Source organism: Paenibacillus sp. S25 (genome assembly GCF_019454085.1).
Classification (GTDB): Bacteria; Bacillota; Bacilli; order Paenibacillales; family Paenibacillaceae; genus Paenibacillus; species Paenibacillus polymyxa_B.
Genome location: NZ_CP073683.1, coordinates 3,852,720 through 3,870,999, shown reverse-complemented (window position 1 = coordinate 3,870,999; position 18,280 = coordinate 3,852,720). Strand labels below are relative to the sequence as shown.

The window sequence follows — 18,280 nt, the reverse complement described above, 5'->3', positions numbered from 1 at the left end:
GTCTTGATCAATCCTCGCGAATCCAGAACGGATCTGCGAGGATTTTTAATGTCTGATTTGTTTAGTTGGGCATGATCCATACGATTTCGCTGATACGAACAAAGAATTTTTTTCCGTATACATCTAAAATGACATGGTCGGGCTTACAATCGACTACGCATCCATCAATTCTGCCACGTGTTGTCTCAAGTACAACGTACTTGCCGATCACCGATTTTAATGTTTCTACGACGTATGGATCTACAGGGTGAACCACGACGTGGTGAGAGGTAGGATGGTGAGGAAAAGGTTGATTAACGTTGTAATTGAGCATTTGATTTGAATTCAATTGCTTCACTCCTTCAAGATTAGTTGTGTTATCCTATGCTCCTGCCTAGGAAAGGTGTAGGCTAATGCCCATCAGCGAAAACATTCATAACATTGCCGAAAAGCCCGGTCCATAGGAAAGCTCAATACATAAGCTATGTTGTACCTTGAATTGAAGGAGGCAATGACCATGAGTGAATGTGAAAGAGGTTGTGGCGGCGGTTCAGTAGGGGGCTACCCAGGAGTATGGACATCGACAGGAGCTATCCTGGTACTGTTCATTTTGCTTGTTATCATTACGAAGTCTTTATGGATTTAAATTGAAATGAGTAGCTTAACCCCCCATTGGTATATAACCAATGGGGGGTTAAGTGTTTTAAAGGATGAAACATATGATAAAACACCCCAAATAACAGCGTACAAGCCCTACACAATCTGTGCCGGGCTGGGCAGCTGTCATTTGAGGTACATTGGCATCTATAGACAGGAACGGACAATGGCTCAGGGATTAAATTAACGCAATCGCCAGCAGGGTAAACAGGCTTAAAGTTAAGATTTGATTCCCATACCCGTAGCCAGGATAAAAGGCAGACGTTTGTACACGTCCGTTCCGTTCTGTTTTTAAGTACACATTATTACGATCCACATCCATAATGGTTCCTTCGTACTGTTTTCCGTCAACGGTGAGAACACGCACCCTTTTATTCATACAGTTCAAACAGTTGTAATAAGCGTCCATTCCATCACCCCCTCTTATACATTGGCATTTTATGAGAGGGAAGGTCTTATGGTAACGGCGAACATACAGGGAAAAGGTATTCCCTCGAACTTAAAGCCTGACCAGAGTTAGCCTAATCTTGATAGGGATTAAAAGAAAAGCCAGGATATCCATGGGTATGGGCGTAACCGCTTTGGGAGGCGATCTGAGGGTGTGCTGAAGTATCGGCAAGCCTTACATGTATCCCGGGTTTTCGAGGAGGCTGCTGCTTGCAGTCATTGGGAGGACCGATGATGACAGGCTTTTTAATAGGGGAGAGTGCTTCCTGAATCTTATTCTCATTCAGGCAGTAAGTATGAGCCAGAATGTTACTTGGCGTTAGCCGCAAAATGTCGGAGCCCAGTATGAAATCAGGGGTCGGAGCATTAAAAATGGCCAACAAATGAGTGTTGTCCATCGTGGCGACCAGATAATGCCACCATCCCTGGGGAACGTTAGCCACTTGGCCAGGTGTGATCGGAAAATGTCGTAACTCGAGGGTGAAGGGATTAATCAGTGACACGGTTACTGCCCCAGAGATGCAGTATATCAGTTCTGTGGCATTTTGGTGATAGTGAGGCTCCACAACATTAGCTGTGCTTAGGCGAATATCCAGCAGCGATACATTTGCCAATGTATTCAGCTGCTGGATCGACAGCTCATTGATCGAGTTTTGAGCATCCTTCTGAAACAAAACATTGTCTTTTAAATCATAGGTGAATTGTACAGTAGGAGAGGTGTAATCCATATATGAATTCACGCGTCGTTTCCTGCCTTTCTGTTATTCGAAATTTGATGATCGTACGCTACCCTATGCATACGCCCATGTATGTGTGCGCGGATATGTGATTTGAATTAGTAGAAATCAGGCTCCGGTCCCGGGCAGATTAAAGCGAAAAATAGCGAAAAAAGTCACGTATTCAAGTGTGGCCGGGACATGATCCATTGCTTTTAATACACGCCATCCCTTTAGGTATGGTGTTTTATTTGCTTGGGTAGTCTTAGGACCAGAGCCGGATGATACGTAAATGCGGCTTGTGGTATACTGCAACGGACGTGTAAAAGCATGATTGTCCCATTCCATATGTAGCCACACGTCATTTCTGCAGCTAGGCATAAGCAATGTCATAAGAAACATGATCGGATAAACGTCCCTGAGTTGTACAGGCCGGAATGGTTGCACCGGACAGAACATGAAAGAGGAGGTTGTCTGGAATATGAAAAAATTATCTATTTTAATCCTGTCCTGCGCATGTATGTTAGGTACTGTATTGTCAGTCGCACCAGGACAAGCACAAGCACAATCGTCAGCTTTGAAGAAAGGGGTTCAAAGCGAACGGGTGCTGGAGCTTCAACAGCAGCTTCATTCGCTCGGTTATTTCAAAGCCGGGTTTACTGGGTACTATGGTTCTCTGACCAGTAAAGCGGTAGCTCGTTTTCAACGGGATAATGGTCTGACACCTGATGGAGTAGCCGGAGCGGCTACACAAGCCAAGCTCGAATCCTTCGGAGAGGTGCGCGTAACCGCGCTGGATCAACTGGCTCGTATCATTTATTCTGAGGCGCGCGGAGAATCGTTTGAAGGTCAAGTGGCTGTCGGCGCTGTCGTATTAAACCGTGTTCAGTCCGGCGAGTTTCCAAGCTCGATCCCGGACGTTATTTTGCAGCCTGGCCAATTCACCGCTGTACAGGATGGTCAGTACCGTCTGAAACCAAACAAGACTGCGTATCGTGCAGCCAGACAGGCACTTAATGGTGCTGATCCGACCAATGGGTCCTTGTTTTATTACAACCCGGCCATTGCCACAGCCAAATGGAGTAAAAGTCGTCCGGCTGTCATCTCACTCGGTCGCCATACGTTTACGAATTAATTTCACATGAGAATACGCAAATTTCCAGCCGTCAGGTGCTTCTTCTAGGAGTAGTGACGGTTTTTTTATATTCACAAATTTGTAATATTTTAGTGGCGGTTTATCTAATTTAATATTAAAAATTCTACCTATTATTCCGATACTCTTAATAGACAAAAAAATGAAATTAAAGGAGTCTTTCTAAAATGAGTCAACATCCTTACACTATCGAAGTAGATCAAGCCATGAAAACGGTACATATGGCGGTGAATGGAGTTTTTAGCCAGGAAGAGTATGATAGCTTTGTAAAAGATTATGTAGCCAAAACCTCATCCATTCAGGCGTCCAACTTTACACTCAAGGTAGATTGTACCCAGATGGCACTTTTGGGTCCGGGAGAAGTGGAAAAATTGAAGGGCTCATTTGTACGTTATAAAGAAACTGGATTTACCAAAGTAATCTTTGGCATCAGCCTTCAACAAACCATTATTAAAATGCAGCTTGGTCGAGTAGCACGCGAAGCAGGATTAAACAACGTAGATATTGTTGTACAATAATGCGCTGACGTATGTGTAAGGGGGAAGCCTGATGAGCCATATCAAAATAAAAGCACTGGGTGTGTACCATCCGTCCCATTCGTTGGATAACGAATACTATGTTCGCCATTTTGACGAGCGGGGCAAAGATATTCGACGCTTCATGGAGCATATGGGTAGAAAACAGCGTTATATCATTGATGATCCGAACGAAAACGGTCTAACAATGGGAATTGCGGCTGCGCAAAAAGCTCTGGAACAGGCTGGTATGACAGGCCGTGACGTGGATATGATCGTGTTCTCCACTCAAGTTCCTGAGTCACTGTTTCCGATGAATGCATTGTTTGTTCACCAGGCGATTGGGGCCAGACATGATGTGGCCGTGATGGATTCCAACGCGAATTGTGCAGGGATGACAGTCGTTGTCGATCAAGTCAGTCGGTCGATGTTATCTAATCCTGACGTGCGGACAGCGCTTATTATCGGTTCGGATTATAATTCACTCATTTCCGGTCCAGAGGATGAGATTACTTATGCGAACTATGGAGATGCTGCATGTGCGGCTATTTTGGAGCGTACAGAAGAAGACACCGGATTTATAGATTCTATGTATTTTACGGACCCAGTCAATATAGATAAAATTTTGTACCCGGCTCAGGGGTTAGCGGCAACACTCCAAAGGAACGCCCCCGGAAAATATATTCAGTGGCTTCCGTTCGACGCCAATATGGCCTTGCCTCCAACATTTGATCTGCTTGAACGCATTTTAAAAAAGAATGGGCTGACGCCTCGGGATGTACGGGCTTATTGTCTGTCTCAGTTCTCGCTAGCAAATGTATTGAAGATTCAGGATCACTTGGAGCTAGAGGATGCCCAAATGATTTATGTGGGAGATCGATATGGTTACACAGGTACCAGTAGCCCGTTCATTGCTCTATATGAAGGTATTGAATCGGGTCGTATCCGGCGCGGTGATTATGTACTGTTCTGGACGATTGGAGCTGGATATCAACTGGTTGCTATGTTATTTAAATACTAGGAATATGAAGGCCTTGCAACTGCAAGGTCTTTTTGTGTATCACAAATTGACAATTGTAATGATTTGGTTGTGTTATGTTTGATTGTTTTGTAAAATTTAAACATTGAGTACATAAGGGAGAGCTTATTTTGCGGACATCGGATAGCATGACAATTATGACAGAAAACATGGCACACAATTCATAATAGGAGCTGAAGGGTCATTAAGATCGAAAATTTATTTTATGGAGAACGAATAAAACTAGCCGCAGTCAGGGAAGAAGATGCCGAAGTGATGTTCAAATGGGGTGAGGATGCGAAGTATCTGCGAAATGTAGATACGGATTTGGCGCTCCCTTACACGTTGAAACAGATGGAGTCAGAAGGATCTCCCAGCTCTAACGAGGTCTATTTTCGATTAAGAACATTGGCAGATGATGTCTTGATCGGATTTGTTGCTATCCACGGAATTGAGTGGAATAATCGCAGCGGGCAGCTGGCAATAGGTATAGGTAATACGGACTACCGTGGCAAGGGTTTTGGGGCAGAAGCTGTAGGTCTCATTCTTCGTTATGCGTTTTATGAACTCAATTTAAATCGGGTCGGCTTGGATGTGATTGAGTACAATACACAAGCGATACGAACTTATGAGAAGGCGGGGTTCCAGCTTGAGGGTAGAGTTCGTTCCGCTGTTCTTCGTGATGGTAATAGTTATGATCGTATCATGATGGGTATCCTGTATTCTGAATGGAGCTCGACTGTTCAAGTATAATAGATACACAATTTGTTCATAAAATATTCCATAATAAGCCTTTTAATAACGTGAAAAGAGGTTTATAGTTAAGGGGTCACATGCCCAAATCATTATTAATTTGAGTATGAGTCAAAGCTGAGGAGGAATTTACATGGCAAACGTTGTAAGGTCCGTCACTTCACCCAAGAAATTTATTTCTGGGCAAAATCTGCTCTCGTCGTTAAATGACTATATTAAGGATTATGGCGATAAAGCCTTTGTTATTTGTGATGAGTTCATACTTGAAAGGGCCCAAAAGGAGGCAGGTGCTTCGATTGAAGCAGCTGGTAACCAGGTGGTCTTCGAGAAATTTCAATATGAATGTACAAAAGAAGAGATTGATCGTAACCGTGAATTAGTGCGTAAACATGGTTCGAACATTATCATAGGGATTGGCGGGGGAAAAACGTTGGATACCGCCAAGGCAACAGCTTATTATGAAAAGCTGCCTGTTGTTATTTTCCCAACGATTGCTTCTACAGATGCTCCATGTACCGCGCTTGCGGTTATATACAAAAAAGATGGCTCTTTTGATGAATATCTGTTCCTGCCTACTAATCCAGACGTTGTACTGGCGGATACAGGCATTCTGGCAGCAGCGCCTGCACGTTTCTTTGCAGCTGGAATCGGTGACGCACTGGCCACTTATTTTGAAGCTCGTGCTTGCTATCAGGCTAACGGGGATAACCTGGTTCTGAACAAGCCTTCCACTACAGGACTGGGACTTGCTCGTCTTTGTTATGATACGTTGCTGGAAAATGCTGTGAAGGCCAAACGTGCTGTAGATCGTAAAGTATATACTCGTGCGGTGGAGGATACGATTGAAGCTACCATTTATCTGAGCGGTGTTGGTGCAGAATCAGGTGGGTTGGCAGCAGCACACGCCATTCATAACGGCATGACGGCTGTTCCTTCGCTTCATAAAGCACAGCATGGTGAGAAAGTTACATTCGGTTTGTTAACCCAGCTAGTGCTGGAAAATGCACCGAAGGAAGAACTGGAAACCGTGATTAAACTGGTTAAGGATGTAGGTCTTCCATTGACGCTTCGTGACTTGGGTGTAGAGGAATTTGTTGAGGCTGAATGGCGCCAAGTGGCTGAAGCTGCTTGTGCATCGAATGATACAATGGTCAACATGCCGTTCCCGGTTAGTCCTGCTGACGTGTACAATGCAATCATTGCAGCGAATGCAATAGCAGAATCCTATCAAGAATAGTTTCTTCCTAAATCACGGAAATGGGTTTACAAAAACGGGTCTGTCACATCACTGGCAGACCCGTTTCGTTTACGTGCACTAACATGTGAAACGAAAGAGGGTACCAGGGACTTATATCCTATCTTGTTCTGACCGATATACATGTAACAGGGAAATTAGGTTGGTTACACAGCAGGAGGAGATTTGATGTTGGTGCATGGTAAAACACGTAGGGGCAACTTGTACATCCATATGTCCAGCGGTTTTCACAAAATTGGAGATTATCGGGAAGAATATTCTGTAGCACCGGGTGATCGGCTGATGTCTAGACTGTCCAAGCGGATCTACACCATTGTATCCGTACATCTTGGTGAAGAGGCGTATGCCGATATTGATCTAGAAGAGGTTATTAGAAATAGTTAGAGTGCTTTATTTGGATTTGGTATAAAAAAGCTTCCACTTTGCTCCTAGAGCGAAGTGGAAGCTTTTTTCTTTCAGCGGAGGGATTCATGAAGAAGGTCTCGTGTGATGATATTATTTTGGTTCATAAAATGTCTGATTGCTGCTTGTGAATTGGTTGCAGACAGCTCCTTTCCCCATGTCATGGCATAGGCCCAGGCTGGCTGGTTTTGCAGCACCTTCGCACTTGGCAGAATATCACTTTCTCCGATTCCCATAGGCTTGCCCTGCGCAAGCTTTAGCAATTCGGTGTAGTAGGAGGGTTTGTAATCATTGTTATAGATATCAGCTGCAAGAATATCTACACGGTTAATACCTGGGAAGGACAGATTATAGGGAGTGCTATATGCGTTTGGGGCATTGGGACTCCACACCCACAACAGGTTATCCAGATGATGGACATGAGTGAACCGATCATACATTAGATTCCACAACTTAGCGTAATTTTGCTTGTTCCCCCACCAAAACCAGTTGCCGTTCATTTCATGATAGGGCCTCCATAAAACAGGTACATCCGCGTCTCGTAAGGTCTTAAGGGACAGAGCCACCTCATCCAGATCGGCGATCAGTTGTTTATATTGCGGGGTACCCGGCGTGATGTAACGATTAAATTCAGCTTGAGTAATTTTTGCTTGTACGTTTTTCCACGTTTTGGGTTTGCCTGGTAGCGCCTGATGGAAGGTAACAGCTACGATTCCGCCGTCCTGACTCCATTGGATAGCACTATTCACAACATGCTGACGTTGCTCTCGTAGGGCCGTACGGGACTGGTTAGCCAATCCTCCAAACTCATAGCCGTGAAGTCCTGCGTATTGTCCGCTGATTTGTTGTAGCTTGTTATTTTGTTCATCCGGTGCCTCTAAGTAATCATGCTGCCCGGAAATTAGCATATCATCCGGTACATTAGATAGGTAGGCAAGTAATTGCTTGGCTTTGGCAGAGGCCTGAACATTAATTGGGGGGGCGGCATCGGCAACAATGAATGATTGCTGAGAGCCGCTGAAGAGTAAAACAAGCATTAGCAGTAGCACCCTCTGTAACCAAAAGCGTGTTGAGTGAGATTTCATGGCGCTCCTCCTTTGATGCATGGTAATGGGATTAGTATTTTTCTTTTTGCTTTCTAAGCTGTATATAGGCGCTAATAATAATCACCAGCAGACTAATCGTGGCCCATCCATTGAATTCCTGTGAGTGTATCCAGTTGTCCCATACAAGGAAGCCTAAAATTACAACGAGCAAACCCATTGCAAGATACATTTTGGTTTGTGCTGGACGTTGGGTTCGTTTTGAAATCCAATGTATGATGCCGAGAACGATGGCTGCCTGAAATAAAAATATGCCCATCATCATTAAACTTGCTATAAAGATTGGGGACATCGGTATCCTCCTCCTGGGTTTACAAACAGAATATGCAGGTTGTAACCGGGATGTGGATTCTTAGATGTCAATTTAATTACAAGTTGAGTAAACAAATGAGCGCTGGTTACGATCTTGAACAAGTTGACTAAATTATACCATAACTACCGTCCTGCAATGAAAGACGTCTAAATACCCACTCTACCTTGATTCGACATCATACTTTATATTCAGCGAAATATTGACATATGGATGTACACTTCACATATATGAAGATGCAATCTGAAATATATGGTAAGTATATGCATAAGAGCAATGCGAAATCGACGGAAAAGTTTGGTATGATTAAAGTGGATTGAAAAGGAGGTGCTCTTATGAATGAAGAAAACAGACCATTCTCTAGATCAGCAGATGCTGAAGGAGCCAAAGCGAACTTTGATGCCAATCAGCGGAAGCTTCACTCCGAGGGAGTGCCTAGCTTATGGCGTCAGGTCAGCAACCTGCTGATTCTGGTTGGCGTGATTGCATTGATTATCCTTTTAGGTCGACTGCTCTAATGAGATATCCAAAAAAATCGAAAAGAATTTGAAGAATTAGGGATGTGAAATGGTGTTAAAGGCAGCTTTACTTTTTATATTGGCTGGTATCGCTGAAATTGGAGGAGGATATTTGATTTGGCAGTGGCTGCGTGAAGGAAAGACATGGTATGTCGGACTTTGCGGCGGAGTAATTTTGGCTGTGTATGGAATCATTGCTACCTTTCAGGTTTTTTCCTCCTTTGGGCGTGTATATGCAGCATATGGTGGTGTCTTTATTGTTCTTTCCATTGCATGGGGCTGGTGGATTGATAAAAAGACACCCGACTTGTACGATTTCATTGGTGGATTGATTTGTTTGGTCGGTATAGCTGTAATCCTGTTTCCGCGACCAGGGTGATAGGACGAAAAACCCTATTTTATTTTTAAAAACATGACTATAGGTCTACAATAATAAGCTTCATATTCCGAAATAGAACTTAAGGAGGGGGTTCTATGAACTGGAATCAAATGAAGCTTAGATTGAAATTTGGTAGTGCTGTACCGAAGAGTGAAGGTAATTTCTCTTTTGGTATCATATGTGGACTCTTAATCAGCATCGTGCTGTGGATATCAATCATTGGCTGGATCATGCTGATTTTTAAGTGATTTTTACGAAATCACTGTACATATCAAAACAAATGAATTAAGGACTGCTCACAAACCTGTGTCCTATTACCCATGCTTTATTTTGTGAAATCGTTACGTAACTTGTCTATCCCGCGACCTATGGCTTCATCAATCATATCAGTAGCAGCAGGTGTATCTTCATCGGTGTCAGGAATGCGATTAAATCCTGGCTCGCGCTTGCCCAGGGATTGTTTATGTTCGATTTGATCGTCAGTACGATTCTTTTCAGAGTTATTATCTCTCATAGCACATCACAGCTCCTTTTATTAGGTACATTCAGCTTCTATACTTTACATAAACGTTTGTGCTTCAGACTAAACGTTGATAAAAATAAAACCGGGGGGAGTAAATCCCGCCCGGCACTTCCCAAACAACTAGCGATGCTCAATCAGATCAATCGCTCCCAGAACTACATGAGCCAGTCCGAAACCGAGAATGCCTGTAGCTGCAAGTTTGTACTTACTGCTCAGCAACACAGCGCCTGAAGCCGATACTACCGTTCCAAGAACAGCTGGAATCATACCTTCACGCATTCGTAACACCCCTTCTGGTAGTTTGGAAAGACGTTTATTAGTGTAATTCAAATGTGCACAAGTTATACAAAAAGATAATTTTATTATTTTTTTTGAAAAACACTTTACAATTCGATAAAATTATCGTATTATATGTTGGTGCCCAATTGAACGACATTTACATAACGAGAACACTTTTTAATCAGATGTGTGTTTCTTAGATACTTGTAAGACAAGTAAGTGTAAAGATTAGCGTTCCTAAATTTATGCCGGGGTGGCGGAATTGGCAGACGCACAGGACTTAAAATCCTGCGGTAGGTGACTACCGTACCGGTTCGATCCCGGTCCTCGGCACTTAGAAAAGAACCTGAGATCCCTTGATACATAAGGGATCTTTTGTTTTTGTATGGGATTTTTAGAATCGCCAAAATCAAGAAGAATGAGCGTCGTTTTTGCCGTTGGGGACGGATTGGGGACGGATTCTCGGATCGAACTTATCAAGGTGCGAAGCGGTCTTGCGGCTGAGCCTTTTTGTTACGTGGGCATACGTATCGCTGGTGACTTGCGATGTAGCATGTCTCAGTCGATGTTGAATCTCTTTAATAGATGCGCCTTGCTCTAATAAGTACGTTGCATTCGTATGCCGTAGGCCGTGCAGGGTTACATATCGAAACCCGTTTTTCTCACATCAATCTTTCCACCGTTGTGTCGGTGTAGTATGGTAGTAAGGCTTGCCGTAGCCGGAATGGAATACGAAATTGCGATCGCCACCTTGCCACTTGTCCATCAGTTTCATTTTTAGCTTCCGGCACACTTTGATGTGAGCGGCCAACTCTTCCATATACCACAGAGGCATGTCCACATAGTCGTTTGATGCTTCGTTCTTAGTGTCCGTTATGTCGGCCTGACCGTCTTCAGTGTTTGATATACTCTCGTCAATCCGCAGCCTACAATTCACAAAGTCGCAGTCATCAATTTCAAGTGCAATTAACTCTCCGCGTCTAAAACCTCCGATAATTGCCGCAAGAAAATACATACGCCATACCGATTTAGTTTTGAGTAGCGCATCAATTACAGCTGTCGCTTCATCTTCTTCGTAGTAATTTTTCCGATCCTTTCGCACCTTTTATTCTCTTTGCTAATCTGAGGCCGCTTAACGCCATCCATTGGGTTTGTTTTGATAACGGTCCCTTCAACAGACCGTTTAAAAATGTTCATCGTCACATCATAAGCGTATTGAACCGTTCGAGACGATAGTTTGTCTTTGCCTCCTCGTTTGTCGACGCGAGCGCCTGGTTTTCGTAGATCAGTAAATAACTTAACCAATTCCATTGTCGTGATCTCATCAAGTAGTTTGTGTCCAATCTTCGGTAATACGTGATTGTTGATTTTCGAACAATGTGATTTTAGAGTGGTGCCGTTTTTATATTCAATCACAGCATGTTTTGGTTTCCATTCATTTTCGTAAAAGTCCTTGAAAGTCATTTTTGATGGCGCGATATAATTTCCGCTTAATACTTCTCGTTTGAAATCCGCCAACTGATCATCCAGATATTCTCTTGATTTTTTCGGGGCTTCGATAATTTTGCACATTTTGCAGACAGTTTCATTAACGCCGGCTCTTCAATTGTGATAGATGTACGTGGTCGGTTGCGGGTGCCGTCAGCATTTAGGCCTAGGTCTACTGTCAACCGCTGTAACGGCCTCCTTGAATGCATCTGCCGATTGTTGAGGATATTGTCCTCCATTTTCACCAATCTCAGCCTGCGCTAACAATGCTGCGCTTTCAGCAATCGCCTCTTCGACTTTAAAACTTATTATGATACCGCCGTAATAGTTGGGCGTTCAATCGTGCCGTATGCATGTGCGTAACCTGGACCTTTGGCTACTGGAGCGCCATATTTGATGCCAACGTACTGTTTAACTGTAGCTAGTACAACATCTGCATCTAGTCCTGAAAAAAACTCCAATCTTGATAATGTAGAAAAAGTAGGGAAATATATAGGTTGGAGTATAGAGAGATTAGAACAAAGAAAAACTGAACTAGAAAAATATATTTCAGAATCCGAAAATAGCAAGCAGAAGTTATCAAAAGAACTCGACATTGCAAATAAATTGTTGGAATCCAATCCGTTTAATTCAGAAAAAGCTATTGCTATTGGAGAATCGAATGCGGAAAAAACAAAGAAAGAATTAAACAATATTGAAAATGATATTACTAAATATAAGACTGAATTAGAAGAAATAAATAAAGCTATAGCTTCCCTTAAATAAAATCCGTAATTATCCAGCAACAAATAAATTAATACTGTATAAACAAAAGAACAAAAGCCCTCTTAAAAAGAGGGCTTTGTTTCTATAAGTTGGGATAAGTATTAGACTGCACTCAAAATAAAATAAACCGCAGGAAGAGGAAATAAAATCCAAGAAATCCGATATTTTATTGAACTATCGTTCCCCGTTAGCTTAGTTCTCTTTTGTTAATGCTCCTGTATTAATGATTTCTTCATTATCCGTCAATGTCAGATGCGATAACATCTTTGTCATGGCAATAGAATACGTTCCTTTATCTTTTCATCATCACTAATTGACTTGAATAAGAATCCTTTACATTTTATTTGTGACCTCCACGTTAGCTTATTAATCAGGTCCAGATTTCCCCTTTCAATCTCACCCAAATTACCTCTTATATTTTTTATATCATTTACAGATTTTTGTCTAACGAAGGCATACAATTTTCCAAGGAACCCCATCATTATGTCAGATAGCTGTATGAGTCCATTTTCTTTAGAATCAACGAATTCATAGTGGTCTAACTTTCTATTACCATCTAAAAAATCGTACTGCTCCAATATAGTTTTAATTAAGTCTTCTCGATCAAAATAATGCATAGAATTTTTAAACATACATAGGGGTTGCATATAAAAAATTGAATAATCATGCATTAAAGTATACTTAGTTCCATCTTCAGTGAAAGGCAACTTTTTCTTTTTTTTGGAGGCCTTAAGAATTTGAATTGCCGTTTCAATCCCTAAATGGCTTTTGTGAACATCCCTGTATGGTGTTACGAGTTCAATTATGTCATCAATAAAATTTCCAATCCTATCTTTATCAATACTTGGATACCCATACTCAAAGAAAATCTCTACTGTTTTTTCGATATTTTCGTTTAACGCTAAATAAAACTCATTTTTCACATGATTAGCAAAACTAATATCAAAAGCAGTTGTAGTAGCTGAAGAGACTATTGCAGAATCAATAATATCAACAATTCCAAAATACAGAGGATTCAAATTTGTATAGTGTAAATAGAGATTGTGGGAATAAATCCACTTGAGGATCTGGTTCATTTTCTTTGACTTCAACACATCAATTAACTCCCCAGAAGCAATATGTTTGAATTTAATCTCAGTGGTAGTTTTTTGCAATTTCAAGCTTTGAAACAAATCAGTAGTATCAATAACGCTACCTCGCCCATCATACACAAGACCTCCCAAAATAAAATTCTGATCGACGGAAATATTAAAATAACCTTTTTCTAGATGAAACTTCCTGCCGTTGTTTGTTTCGTCATAATAAAAGGTGTATTCTTCATCCATGTTTTGTAATCCTTGAAACATTATAATTTCATCTCTATTCTCATTAACATTAATTTTTATCATATGAGTCCCCTTCCTTTTATAATAATTTACTTTCGAAGAACAGTTAGATTTGCGAACATCACAACATTTCAGGTTCTTACATATTTCATAAAAAATATTTGTAAAACCTATCAACAACCGTTTCTAATTAATTCAACATAATTCCATTGTTTTCCTTTCGCTATGCTATCCTGCCCGTTAGCTTAATAACATATTGGTTTTTAAAATCCGTAGCGTTATAGCAGCAGAACCAATTTAAGATATAAGTATGAAAGCCTCTGTTAACTCAGGGGCTTATTTTGCATTCAAAGAAAGGTGAGATCAGTAATGGATATACTTACAATTCACGGAGTAAGAGGATTTATTGATGGAAACGGCACGGCGCAATTGAATTTAGAAGATGTTTCTCGCGGGTTGGGTTTTACTCAAAGAGCTGCGAGTGGAAATGAGGTTGTGCGCTGGGAGAGAGTAAATAAACACTTGTCGGAATTTGGGTTCATCCCCACAAGTGGGGATGCTGATTCTTACCAACAAGCTGGGAAAGGGGATTATATTCCTGAAAACATCTTTTACCGCTTGGCGATGAAGGCAAGAAACGAAGTAGCTGATGAAATACTGCCGTCAATCAGGAAGCATGGAATATATGCTACGGACAATGTGATTGATAATATCCTTAATAATCCTGACTTTGGAATTGAACTACTTACTAAGCTCAAGGAAGAACGCGCTGCCAGAGTACAGACGGAAAGGAAAAATGCAATCCTAATGCATGTAAACAAAACGTATACGGCTACGGAGATTGCCAAGGAACTCGGATTTAAGTCAGCAATTGCGCTTAACCATGATTTAGGCAATCGAAAGATTCAATTCAGACAGAAAGATACATGGCTACTGTACAGCAGATAGGCAGATTGTGGTTATGTTGAAATCAAACAAGAAGTTCTTGATAACGGAAAAGTGATCTATCACCGTAGATTTACTCAGTTAGGTCGTGAATGGCTTTTGAAAATTTATAATAAGGAACAATCAAAGGCATCTGTAAGTTAAAGGTGTCTTTTTGCTGCCCAAGGAGGTGATGAAACCCGTGGCAAAAATAAAATCCGCATTGGATATACAAATGGATCTAACAAGGCCAGTTGAAGAATTGACTGAGGTCATTTCTGCTGTCATTGCTTCGCAACCAGCGCGCCGGAAAGAAATACTTAAAGGTTTGGATATAGCAGTAGGAAATGCATTAGCAGAGATACAGGCCCAAGAAGAAAAGGAACAGAAAGTAGACGATGATAGCTCAGGAAAAGTTTCCTGAACGGAGAGACGGGGGAAGCAGTGCTGTAACGTATTTTTACGGTGGGTGGTCGGGAGTATTGGGGGTGTTACTTGCTCTAGTCATTATTGATTATGTGACTGGATTATTTGCCGCTGGCGCAGAAGGTAAGAAGGGTACCGGACCAGGTTTAAAAAGCAAGATTGGTCTTATCGGTATCGCTCGAAAGGTATTTATTTTTGCAATGGTAGCAGTATCCCATCTAATTGATGGTGTCTTAGGCGATTCGCACCTATTTAGGGATGCGGTCGCCTATTTTTATATGGCAAATGAATTGCTATCGATAGTCGAAAACGGCGGTAGGCTTGGCGCGCCAGTACCGTCGATCATTCGGCAGGCTGTTGAGGTGCTGAAGAGTAAAAGCGGAAGTCAGGAAGGAGAGAAAGAGGATGCAACGACAAACAGCCGTAATGCCCAAGGAATAGACGTATTCCGTTATCAAGGAAAGGTTGATTGGAAGGCGGTTAAGGCGGATGGTGTTTCATTTGCCTTCATCAAGGCAAGCCAGGGGCAGCATTACGTTGATCCTACATTCACCACGAATGCAAAAGGAGCCAGAGCAGCCGGGGTATTGCTGGGAGCATACCACTTTGTAGACGCAATCGTTGAGGCAGCTAAAGCAGAAGCGCGGCACTTTGCCGAAGTATTGGAACAGGTAGGTGGTGGGAAGACGCTAGACTTACCTCCTGTAATGGATTATGAAAATAATCCCGGCAACCTGTCCAAAACGCTTATTAGTGCTGTAGCGTTGGCCTTCCTGCTGGAGCTGGAGCGACTTACAGGACGTAAGCCCATTATCTATACGGGGAATGCATTCGCAGCCAATTTTAACGCCTCACTGGGCGGTTACCCACTATGGATAGCCCGTTACAGTGATACTCGCGTCCCGAGTGACACAGTGACATGGAAACGTTGGGATATTTGGCAGTACAGCGATAGCGGCAAGGTCAAAGGAGTTGCTGGTAACGTTGATCTGAATGGATTTGATGGAACGGTGGACGAGATTCGTACGCGGTTCAATAAGAAGGGAGAAAATAAAGTGCCAGAACAACAGAGAGACATTAACAAGGTTAGCCCGTGGGCAGCAGATGTATGGGAGGAAATGACCAAGAATGGTTACTTTGATGGAACGCGTCCCGGCGCACCGATTACACGGGAAGAAGCAGCTGCAGCTCTCAGTCGTCTACGTAAAAACATTCTCAAGGGGGATAAAGTAATTATGGAAATCATGAATCAGGTTTTAGTCTTTGCTTCAACGTTAGTGGTAATAGTAATCGCAGTGGTTCAATTGATCAAGAAAACAGTGAGCATTCCTGTCAATTACGTACCTGTTGTAGGCGTAGTAATCGGTCTGCTGATAGGCTGGGCGGCTCTTCCATTCACAGATTTGGATCTGAGTTTGCGCCTGTGGGCTGGTGGGCTGGCTGGATTGTCTGCAACGGGACTTTTTGAAATGGCGTTTAAGGATCGACCAGGTGTTACAAAAAAATAAGTTCCTTTATTCAAGGCTGCAAGTGTTTAGGCAGCCTTCTATTTACATAAAAGCTATATATAAATATACTTAGAAAGACACAAATTACCTATAAAATAAAATTCTTTCTGGAGCAGTAATGATGAATATACTCTTTTGGAATGTAGGGAAGCTAGAAATAGATAATTCAAGTATTATTGAGGATCTTCTTATTTCAAGTAATTGTGATATTGCATCCTTTGCCGAGTATCGTGGGGATTATAAGACCTTACTAAGAAATTTATCTGAAAAGGGCCAAAATTACTATCATGTCCCTATTATAGGATGTGAAAGAATAAACATTTTCACTAAAATATTACCTGAGAAAGTAAAGCCATTAAGTGAAACAAATTACTTTACGTTAAAACAATTTCCGCATCCAAAATTAGTAAACTTAACTATTGCCTTTGTTCGTTTTCCTAGCAAGTTATATTCAGACGATTTTGATTATCTTGAAGAGTCTAGACTATTTCGCCTTCAGATTGAACAAGATGAGGAACATTTAAATAATGAAAACACAATTGTAATTGGAGATTTTAATATGAATCCTTTTGAAAAGGGGATGCTTGCAGCTAGTGCATTTCATGCTGTTCCTACTATCTTTGAGGCGAAAAAGGGGAAAAGGTTAATTAAAGGTAGAGAATACAAAATGTTTTATAACCCGATGTGGAACTTTTTTGGAGATTTATATGGTCACCAAGGGACATACTATTATTCACAAGCTAAACATTTCAATGTTAATTGGAACATACTGGACCAGGTTATTATAAGACCTGTTCTTTTGGAATATCTTGATCTTAGTAAAATACAAATAATCACAGAAGTGAACGGTGAAACATTAATTAAGCAAAATGGAACACCTTTAACAAGTGACCATCTACCAATTTATTTTGAAATTTAGAAAGGTGGAAATGAAGTGGATAATCTTTGGCCAAATTTTAAAGCTGCAGAAGACATAATTACCCCAAAAGAAATTTTAGAGAAACAGGGTCAATTTCTCCTTGAAAGTACTGACGGTATAGTTTATGGTATTGTCGAAGAAGTCCCTAAGCATTCTACTCCAACAGGTATGGCAGATGCATTTGTTTATAAATTCTCCATTAAGAGCAAGTTTCTTGAGGGTTATTCTTATGTTTTGCTGTACATCTCGCATGATATAACAATTTATCCTATTACGACAAAGTTGGATGCAAAGATTGTGAAGGAACTGCAAATAAGCGGTTTAATGAAGAGTGTCAATTCAGAAAAGGAATTTCTAGGTTTACTTTCTAAAATGTTTAGCACAGACAGAGTGCAAGTCGTTGTGGGTTCGCTTATGAAACTATCCAAATAATTATGGAGGGCTCCCAGATTATTCCGAGGGCTTAGCTTCTGTTTTTCTAGGTTTTTTTACTAATGTCTTTACATATTGATAAGGCTTTCCGTGATATTCCCAGTTGTTTTTCTGTTCTTCGCGTTTATTGATCCTTATCTTTATTTTAATATTTGCAACTTGTGATGTACCTTCTACAAAGTCTTAACCCGTTTTCTTCTTTGTCATTATGAATAACTTTTAGTAAGAATCCATTAGCGCAGATTTCAAATCGGTAAATGTTCATGTCTTGGTTGTTCCTTCTAAGAGGTTAAAGAACTTTTAGAGGAGCATAACACTCATAGATTTTTTTGACCATATTTGAACCAGAACAAACCCTAAAATATCGGAATGAAATTTTTTTCTTCCTAATTATATTGCGGAAAACTGAACGCATCTGAATGTTATATTTTCGAACGTAAGATAACGAACATTTTCAACATCATTCAAATCATGTATGCTGATAAC

26 protein-coding genes, 1 tRNA gene and 2 pseudogenes are annotated in these 18,280 nt (G+C 41.3%); 19 read left to right on the top strand and 10 right to left on the bottom strand.

Annotation, left to right across the window (positions count from 1 at the left end):
• Positions 1 to 61: 61 nt before the first annotated feature.
• A complete protein-coding gene (locus KAI37_RS16870) occupies positions 62 to 328 on the bottom strand; it encodes a DUF2642 domain-containing protein (RefSeq protein ID WP_025719729.1) in 267 nt (88 codons plus the stop codon).
• Between the two features lie 168 nt (positions 329 to 496).
• Between KAI37_RS16870 and KAI37_RS26510 the strand changes: the two genes are divergently transcribed.
• Complete coding sequence (locus tag KAI37_RS26510) at positions 497 to 625, top strand: hypothetical protein (protein WP_256703311.1); 129 nt, start codon at positions 497 to 499, stop codon at positions 623 to 625.
• Positions 626 to 814: 189 nt separating this feature from the next.
• Here KAI37_RS26510 and KAI37_RS16865 read toward each other — a convergent pair whose 3' ends face one another.
• Positions 815 to 1,045 (bottom strand): LSm family protein, encoded by a 231-nt coding sequence (locus tag KAI37_RS16865; protein WP_071641702.1) that lies wholly within the window; start codon positions 1,043 to 1,045, stop codon positions 815 to 817.
• Between the two features lie 112 nt (positions 1,046 to 1,157).
• A complete protein-coding gene (locus KAI37_RS16860; protein WP_220029864.1) occupies positions 1,158 to 1,823 on the bottom strand; it encodes a cupin domain-containing protein in 666 nt (221 codons plus the stop codon).
• A 457-nt stretch (positions 1,824 to 2,280) separates the two neighbouring features.
• Here KAI37_RS16860 and KAI37_RS16855 point away from each other — a divergent pair, with 457 nt between their 5' ends.
• The 6 genes from KAI37_RS16855 to KAI37_RS16830 all read left to right on the top strand — a co-directional run bounded on the left by KAI37_RS16855 (position 2,281) and on the right by KAI37_RS16830 (position 6,877).
• Positions 2,281 to 2,934, top strand: a complete 654-nt coding sequence (locus KAI37_RS16855; RefSeq protein ID WP_071641696.1) for a cell wall hydrolase — start codon at positions 2,281 to 2,283, stop codon at positions 2,932 to 2,934.
• 185 nt (positions 2,935 to 3,119) lie between these two features.
• Positions 3,120 to 3,470 carry a hypothetical protein gene (locus KAI37_RS16850; protein WP_071641694.1) on the top strand — a complete coding sequence of 117 codons (351 nt, stop codon included), beginning with the start codon at positions 3,120 to 3,122 and terminating at the stop codon, positions 3,468 to 3,470.
• Positions 3,471 to 3,501: 31 nt separating this feature from the next.
• A complete protein-coding gene (locus KAI37_RS16845) occupies positions 3,502 to 4,488 on the top strand; it encodes a ketoacyl-ACP synthase III (RefSeq protein ID WP_220029863.1) in 987 nt (328 codons plus the stop codon).
• A gap of 201 nt (positions 4,489 to 4,689) precedes the next feature.
• A complete protein-coding gene (locus KAI37_RS16840; RefSeq protein WP_071641690.1) occupies positions 4,690 to 5,238 on the top strand; it encodes a GNAT family N-acetyltransferase in 549 nt (182 codons plus the stop codon).
• A 133-nt stretch (positions 5,239 to 5,371) separates the two neighbouring features.
• Positions 5,372 to 6,475, top strand: a complete 1,104-nt coding sequence (locus tag KAI37_RS16835; protein WP_023989402.1) for a glycerol dehydrogenase — start codon at positions 5,372 to 5,374, stop codon at positions 6,473 to 6,475.
• A 186-nt stretch (positions 6,476 to 6,661) separates the two neighbouring features.
• Positions 6,662 to 6,877, top strand: a complete 216-nt coding sequence (locus tag KAI37_RS16830; protein WP_013311038.1) for a hypothetical protein — start codon at positions 6,662 to 6,664, stop codon at positions 6,875 to 6,877.
• A gap of 71 nt (positions 6,878 to 6,948) precedes the next feature.
• On the opposite strand, the gene KAI37_RS16825 is transcribed toward KAI37_RS16830, so the two are convergent.
• Both KAI37_RS16825 and KAI37_RS16820 read right to left on the bottom strand, forming a co-directional pair.
• Entirely contained in the window at positions 6,949 to 7,980 is a 1,032-nt protein-coding gene (locus KAI37_RS16825) for a glycosyl hydrolase (RefSeq protein ID WP_023989401.1), read from the bottom strand.
• Positions 7,981 to 8,011: 31 nt separating this feature from the next.
• Positions 8,012 to 8,290 (bottom strand): hypothetical protein, encoded by a 279-nt coding sequence (locus tag KAI37_RS16820; protein ID WP_104497022.1) that lies wholly within the window; start codon positions 8,288 to 8,290, stop codon positions 8,012 to 8,014.
• A 353-nt stretch (positions 8,291 to 8,643) separates the two neighbouring features.
• On the opposite strand from KAI37_RS16820, the gene KAI37_RS16815 reads away from it, so the two are divergent.
• From KAI37_RS16815 to KAI37_RS16805, 3 genes are all read left to right on the top strand, one after another.
• A complete protein-coding gene (locus KAI37_RS16815; protein WP_220029862.1) occupies positions 8,644 to 8,826 on the top strand; it encodes a hypothetical protein in 183 nt (60 codons plus the stop codon).
• A gap of 52 nt (positions 8,827 to 8,878) precedes the next feature.
• A complete protein-coding gene (locus KAI37_RS16810) occupies positions 8,879 to 9,205 on the top strand; it encodes a YnfA family protein (RefSeq protein WP_025723546.1) in 327 nt (108 codons plus the stop codon).
• A gap of 95 nt (positions 9,206 to 9,300) precedes the next feature.
• Entirely contained in the window at positions 9,301 to 9,453 is a 153-nt protein-coding gene (locus KAI37_RS16805; protein ID WP_179085923.1) for a hypothetical protein, read from the top strand.
• 77 nt (positions 9,454 to 9,530) lie between these two features.
• Here KAI37_RS16805 and KAI37_RS16800 read toward each other — a convergent pair whose 3' ends face one another.
• Both KAI37_RS16800 and KAI37_RS16795 read right to left on the bottom strand, forming a co-directional pair.
• Positions 9,531 to 9,719 (bottom strand): hypothetical protein, encoded by a 189-nt coding sequence (locus KAI37_RS16800; RefSeq protein ID WP_071641686.1) that lies wholly within the window; start codon positions 9,717 to 9,719, stop codon positions 9,531 to 9,533.
• A 129-nt stretch (positions 9,720 to 9,848) separates the two neighbouring features.
• Entirely contained in the window at positions 9,849 to 10,007 is a 159-nt protein-coding gene (locus tag KAI37_RS16795; protein WP_013311032.1) for a hypothetical protein, read from the bottom strand.
• A 247-nt stretch (positions 10,008 to 10,254) separates the two neighbouring features.
• Between KAI37_RS16795 and KAI37_RS16790 the strand changes: the two genes are divergently transcribed.
• Positions 10,255 to 10,340 (top strand) — tRNA-Leu (locus KAI37_RS16790).
• A gap of 76 nt (positions 10,341 to 10,416) precedes the next feature.
• Here the strand turns inward: KAI37_RS16790 and KAI37_RS26805 are convergent.
• Together KAI37_RS26805 and KAI37_RS16780 are read right to left on the bottom strand one after the other, a co-directional pair.
• The gene (locus KAI37_RS26805; protein WP_081366897.1) at positions 10,417 to 10,644 is read right to left on the bottom strand and encodes a tyrosine-type recombinase/integrase; all 228 of its coding nucleotides are present in this window, start codon (positions 10,642 to 10,644) and stop codon (positions 10,417 to 10,419) included.
• A gap of 30 nt (positions 10,645 to 10,674) precedes the next feature.
• Complete coding sequence (locus tag KAI37_RS16780; protein ID WP_220029861.1) at positions 10,675 to 11,109, bottom strand: site-specific integrase; 435 nt, start codon at positions 11,107 to 11,109, stop codon at positions 10,675 to 10,677.
• 779 nt (positions 11,110 to 11,888) lie between these two features.
• On the opposite strand from KAI37_RS16780, the gene KAI37_RS16775 reads away from it, so the two are divergent.
• On the top strand, positions 11,889 to 12,260 hold the full coding sequence (locus KAI37_RS16775; RefSeq protein WP_220029860.1) for a hypothetical protein: 372 nt from the start codon (positions 11,889 to 11,891) through the stop codon (positions 12,258 to 12,260).
• 269 nt (positions 12,261 to 12,529) lie between these two features.
• Here KAI37_RS16775 and KAI37_RS16770 read toward each other — a convergent pair whose 3' ends face one another.
• Positions 12,530 to 13,648: a DUF3800 domain-containing protein gene (locus KAI37_RS16770; RefSeq protein WP_220029859.1), complete on the bottom strand. Its 1,119-nt coding sequence runs from the start codon at positions 13,646 to 13,648 to the stop codon at positions 12,530 to 12,532.
• 306 nt (positions 13,649 to 13,954) lie between these two features.
• Here KAI37_RS16770 and KAI37_RS16765 point away from each other — a divergent pair, with 306 nt between their 5' ends.
• From KAI37_RS16765 to KAI37_RS16740, 7 genes and pseudogenes are all read left to right on the top strand, one after another.
• Entirely contained in the window at positions 13,955 to 14,533 is a 579-nt protein-coding gene (locus tag KAI37_RS16765) for a BRO-N domain-containing protein (protein ID WP_220029858.1), read from the top strand.
• Positions 14,534 to 14,711: 178 nt separating this feature from the next.
• Positions 14,712 to 14,933: a hypothetical protein gene (locus tag KAI37_RS16760; RefSeq protein ID WP_071644333.1), complete on the top strand. Its 222-nt coding sequence runs from the start codon at positions 14,712 to 14,714 to the stop codon at positions 14,931 to 14,933.
• Positions 14,908 to 15,351: pseudogene (locus tag KAI37_RS26505) on the top strand (phage holin family protein); the annotation flags it as partial. The gene KAI37_RS16760 and the pseudogene KAI37_RS26505, both read left to right, overlap by 26 nt.
• A gap of 21 nt (positions 15,352 to 15,372) precedes the next feature.
• Positions 15,373 to 15,984: pseudogene (locus KAI37_RS16755) on the top strand (glycoside hydrolase family 25 protein); the annotation flags it as partial.
• Between the two features lie 69 nt (positions 15,985 to 16,053).
• Positions 16,054 to 16,443, top strand: coding sequence for a holin (locus KAI37_RS16750; RefSeq protein WP_345945631.1), 390 nt, complete (start codon positions 16,054 to 16,056; stop codon positions 16,441 to 16,443).
• Positions 16,444 to 16,561: 118 nt separating this feature from the next.
• Positions 16,562 to 17,362, top strand: a complete 801-nt coding sequence (locus KAI37_RS16745; RefSeq protein WP_220029857.1) for a hypothetical protein — start codon at positions 16,562 to 16,564, stop codon at positions 17,360 to 17,362.
• A 15-nt stretch (positions 17,363 to 17,377) separates the two neighbouring features.
• Complete coding sequence (locus KAI37_RS16740; protein ID WP_071641680.1) at positions 17,378 to 17,794, top strand: hypothetical protein; 417 nt, start codon at positions 17,378 to 17,380, stop codon at positions 17,792 to 17,794.
• Positions 17,795 to 18,280: the final 486 nt, after the last annotated feature.

Excerpts from the sequence above, each read along its gene's own strand:
- KAI37_RS26510 (WP_256703311.1), top strand. The coding sequence starts at position 497 with ATGAGTGAATGTGAAAGAGGTTGTGGCGGCGGTTCAGTAGGGGGCTAC.
- KAI37_RS16865 (WP_071641702.1), bottom strand. The coding sequence starts at position 1,045 with ATGGACGCTTATTACAACTGTTTGAACTGTATGAATAAAAGGGTGCGT.
- KAI37_RS16855 (WP_071641696.1), top strand. The coding sequence starts at position 2,281 with ATGAAAAAATTATCTATTTTAATCCTGTCCTGCGCATGTATGTTAGGT.
- KAI37_RS16850 (WP_071641694.1), top strand. The coding sequence starts at position 3,120 with ATGAGTCAACATCCTTACACTATCGAAGTAGATCAAGCCATGAAAACG.
- KAI37_RS16845 (WP_220029863.1), top strand. The coding sequence starts at position 3,502 with ATGAGCCATATCAAAATAAAAGCACTGGGTGTGTACCATCCGTCCCAT.
- KAI37_RS16835 (WP_023989402.1), top strand. The coding sequence starts at position 5,372 with ATGGCAAACGTTGTAAGGTCCGTCACTTCACCCAAGAAATTTATTTCT.
- KAI37_RS16830 (WP_013311038.1), top strand. The coding sequence starts at position 6,662 with ATGTTGGTGCATGGTAAAACACGTAGGGGCAACTTGTACATCCATATG.
- KAI37_RS16825 (WP_023989401.1), bottom strand. The coding sequence starts at position 7,980 with ATGAAATCTCACTCAACACGCTTTTGGTTACAGAGGGTGCTACTGCTA.
- KAI37_RS16820 (WP_104497022.1), bottom strand. The coding sequence starts at position 8,290 with ATGTCCCCAATCTTTATAGCAAGTTTAATGATGATGGGCATATTTTTA.
- KAI37_RS16815 (WP_220029862.1), top strand. The coding sequence starts at position 8,644 with ATGAATGAAGAAAACAGACCATTCTCTAGATCAGCAGATGCTGAAGGA.
- KAI37_RS16805 (WP_179085923.1), top strand. The coding sequence starts at position 9,301 with ATGAACTGGAATCAAATGAAGCTTAGATTGAAATTTGGTAGTGCTGTA.
- KAI37_RS16800 (WP_071641686.1), bottom strand. The coding sequence starts at position 9,719 with ATGAGAGATAATAACTCTGAAAAGAATCGTACTGACGATCAAATCGAA.
- KAI37_RS16795 (WP_013311032.1), bottom strand. The coding sequence starts at position 10,007 with ATGCGTGAAGGTATGATTCCAGCTGTTCTTGGAACGGTAGTATCGGCT.
- KAI37_RS16770 (WP_220029859.1), bottom strand. The coding sequence starts at position 13,648 with ATGATAAAAATTAATGTTAATGAGAATAGAGATGAAATTATAATGTTT.
- KAI37_RS16765 (WP_220029858.1), top strand. The coding sequence starts at position 13,955 with ATGGATATACTTACAATTCACGGAGTAAGAGGATTTATTGATGGAAAC.
- KAI37_RS16750 (WP_345945631.1), top strand. The coding sequence starts at position 16,054 with ATGACCAAGAATGGTTACTTTGATGGAACGCGTCCCGGCGCACCGATT.
- KAI37_RS16745 (WP_220029857.1), top strand. The coding sequence starts at position 16,562 with ATGATGAATATACTCTTTTGGAATGTAGGGAAGCTAGAAATAGATAAT.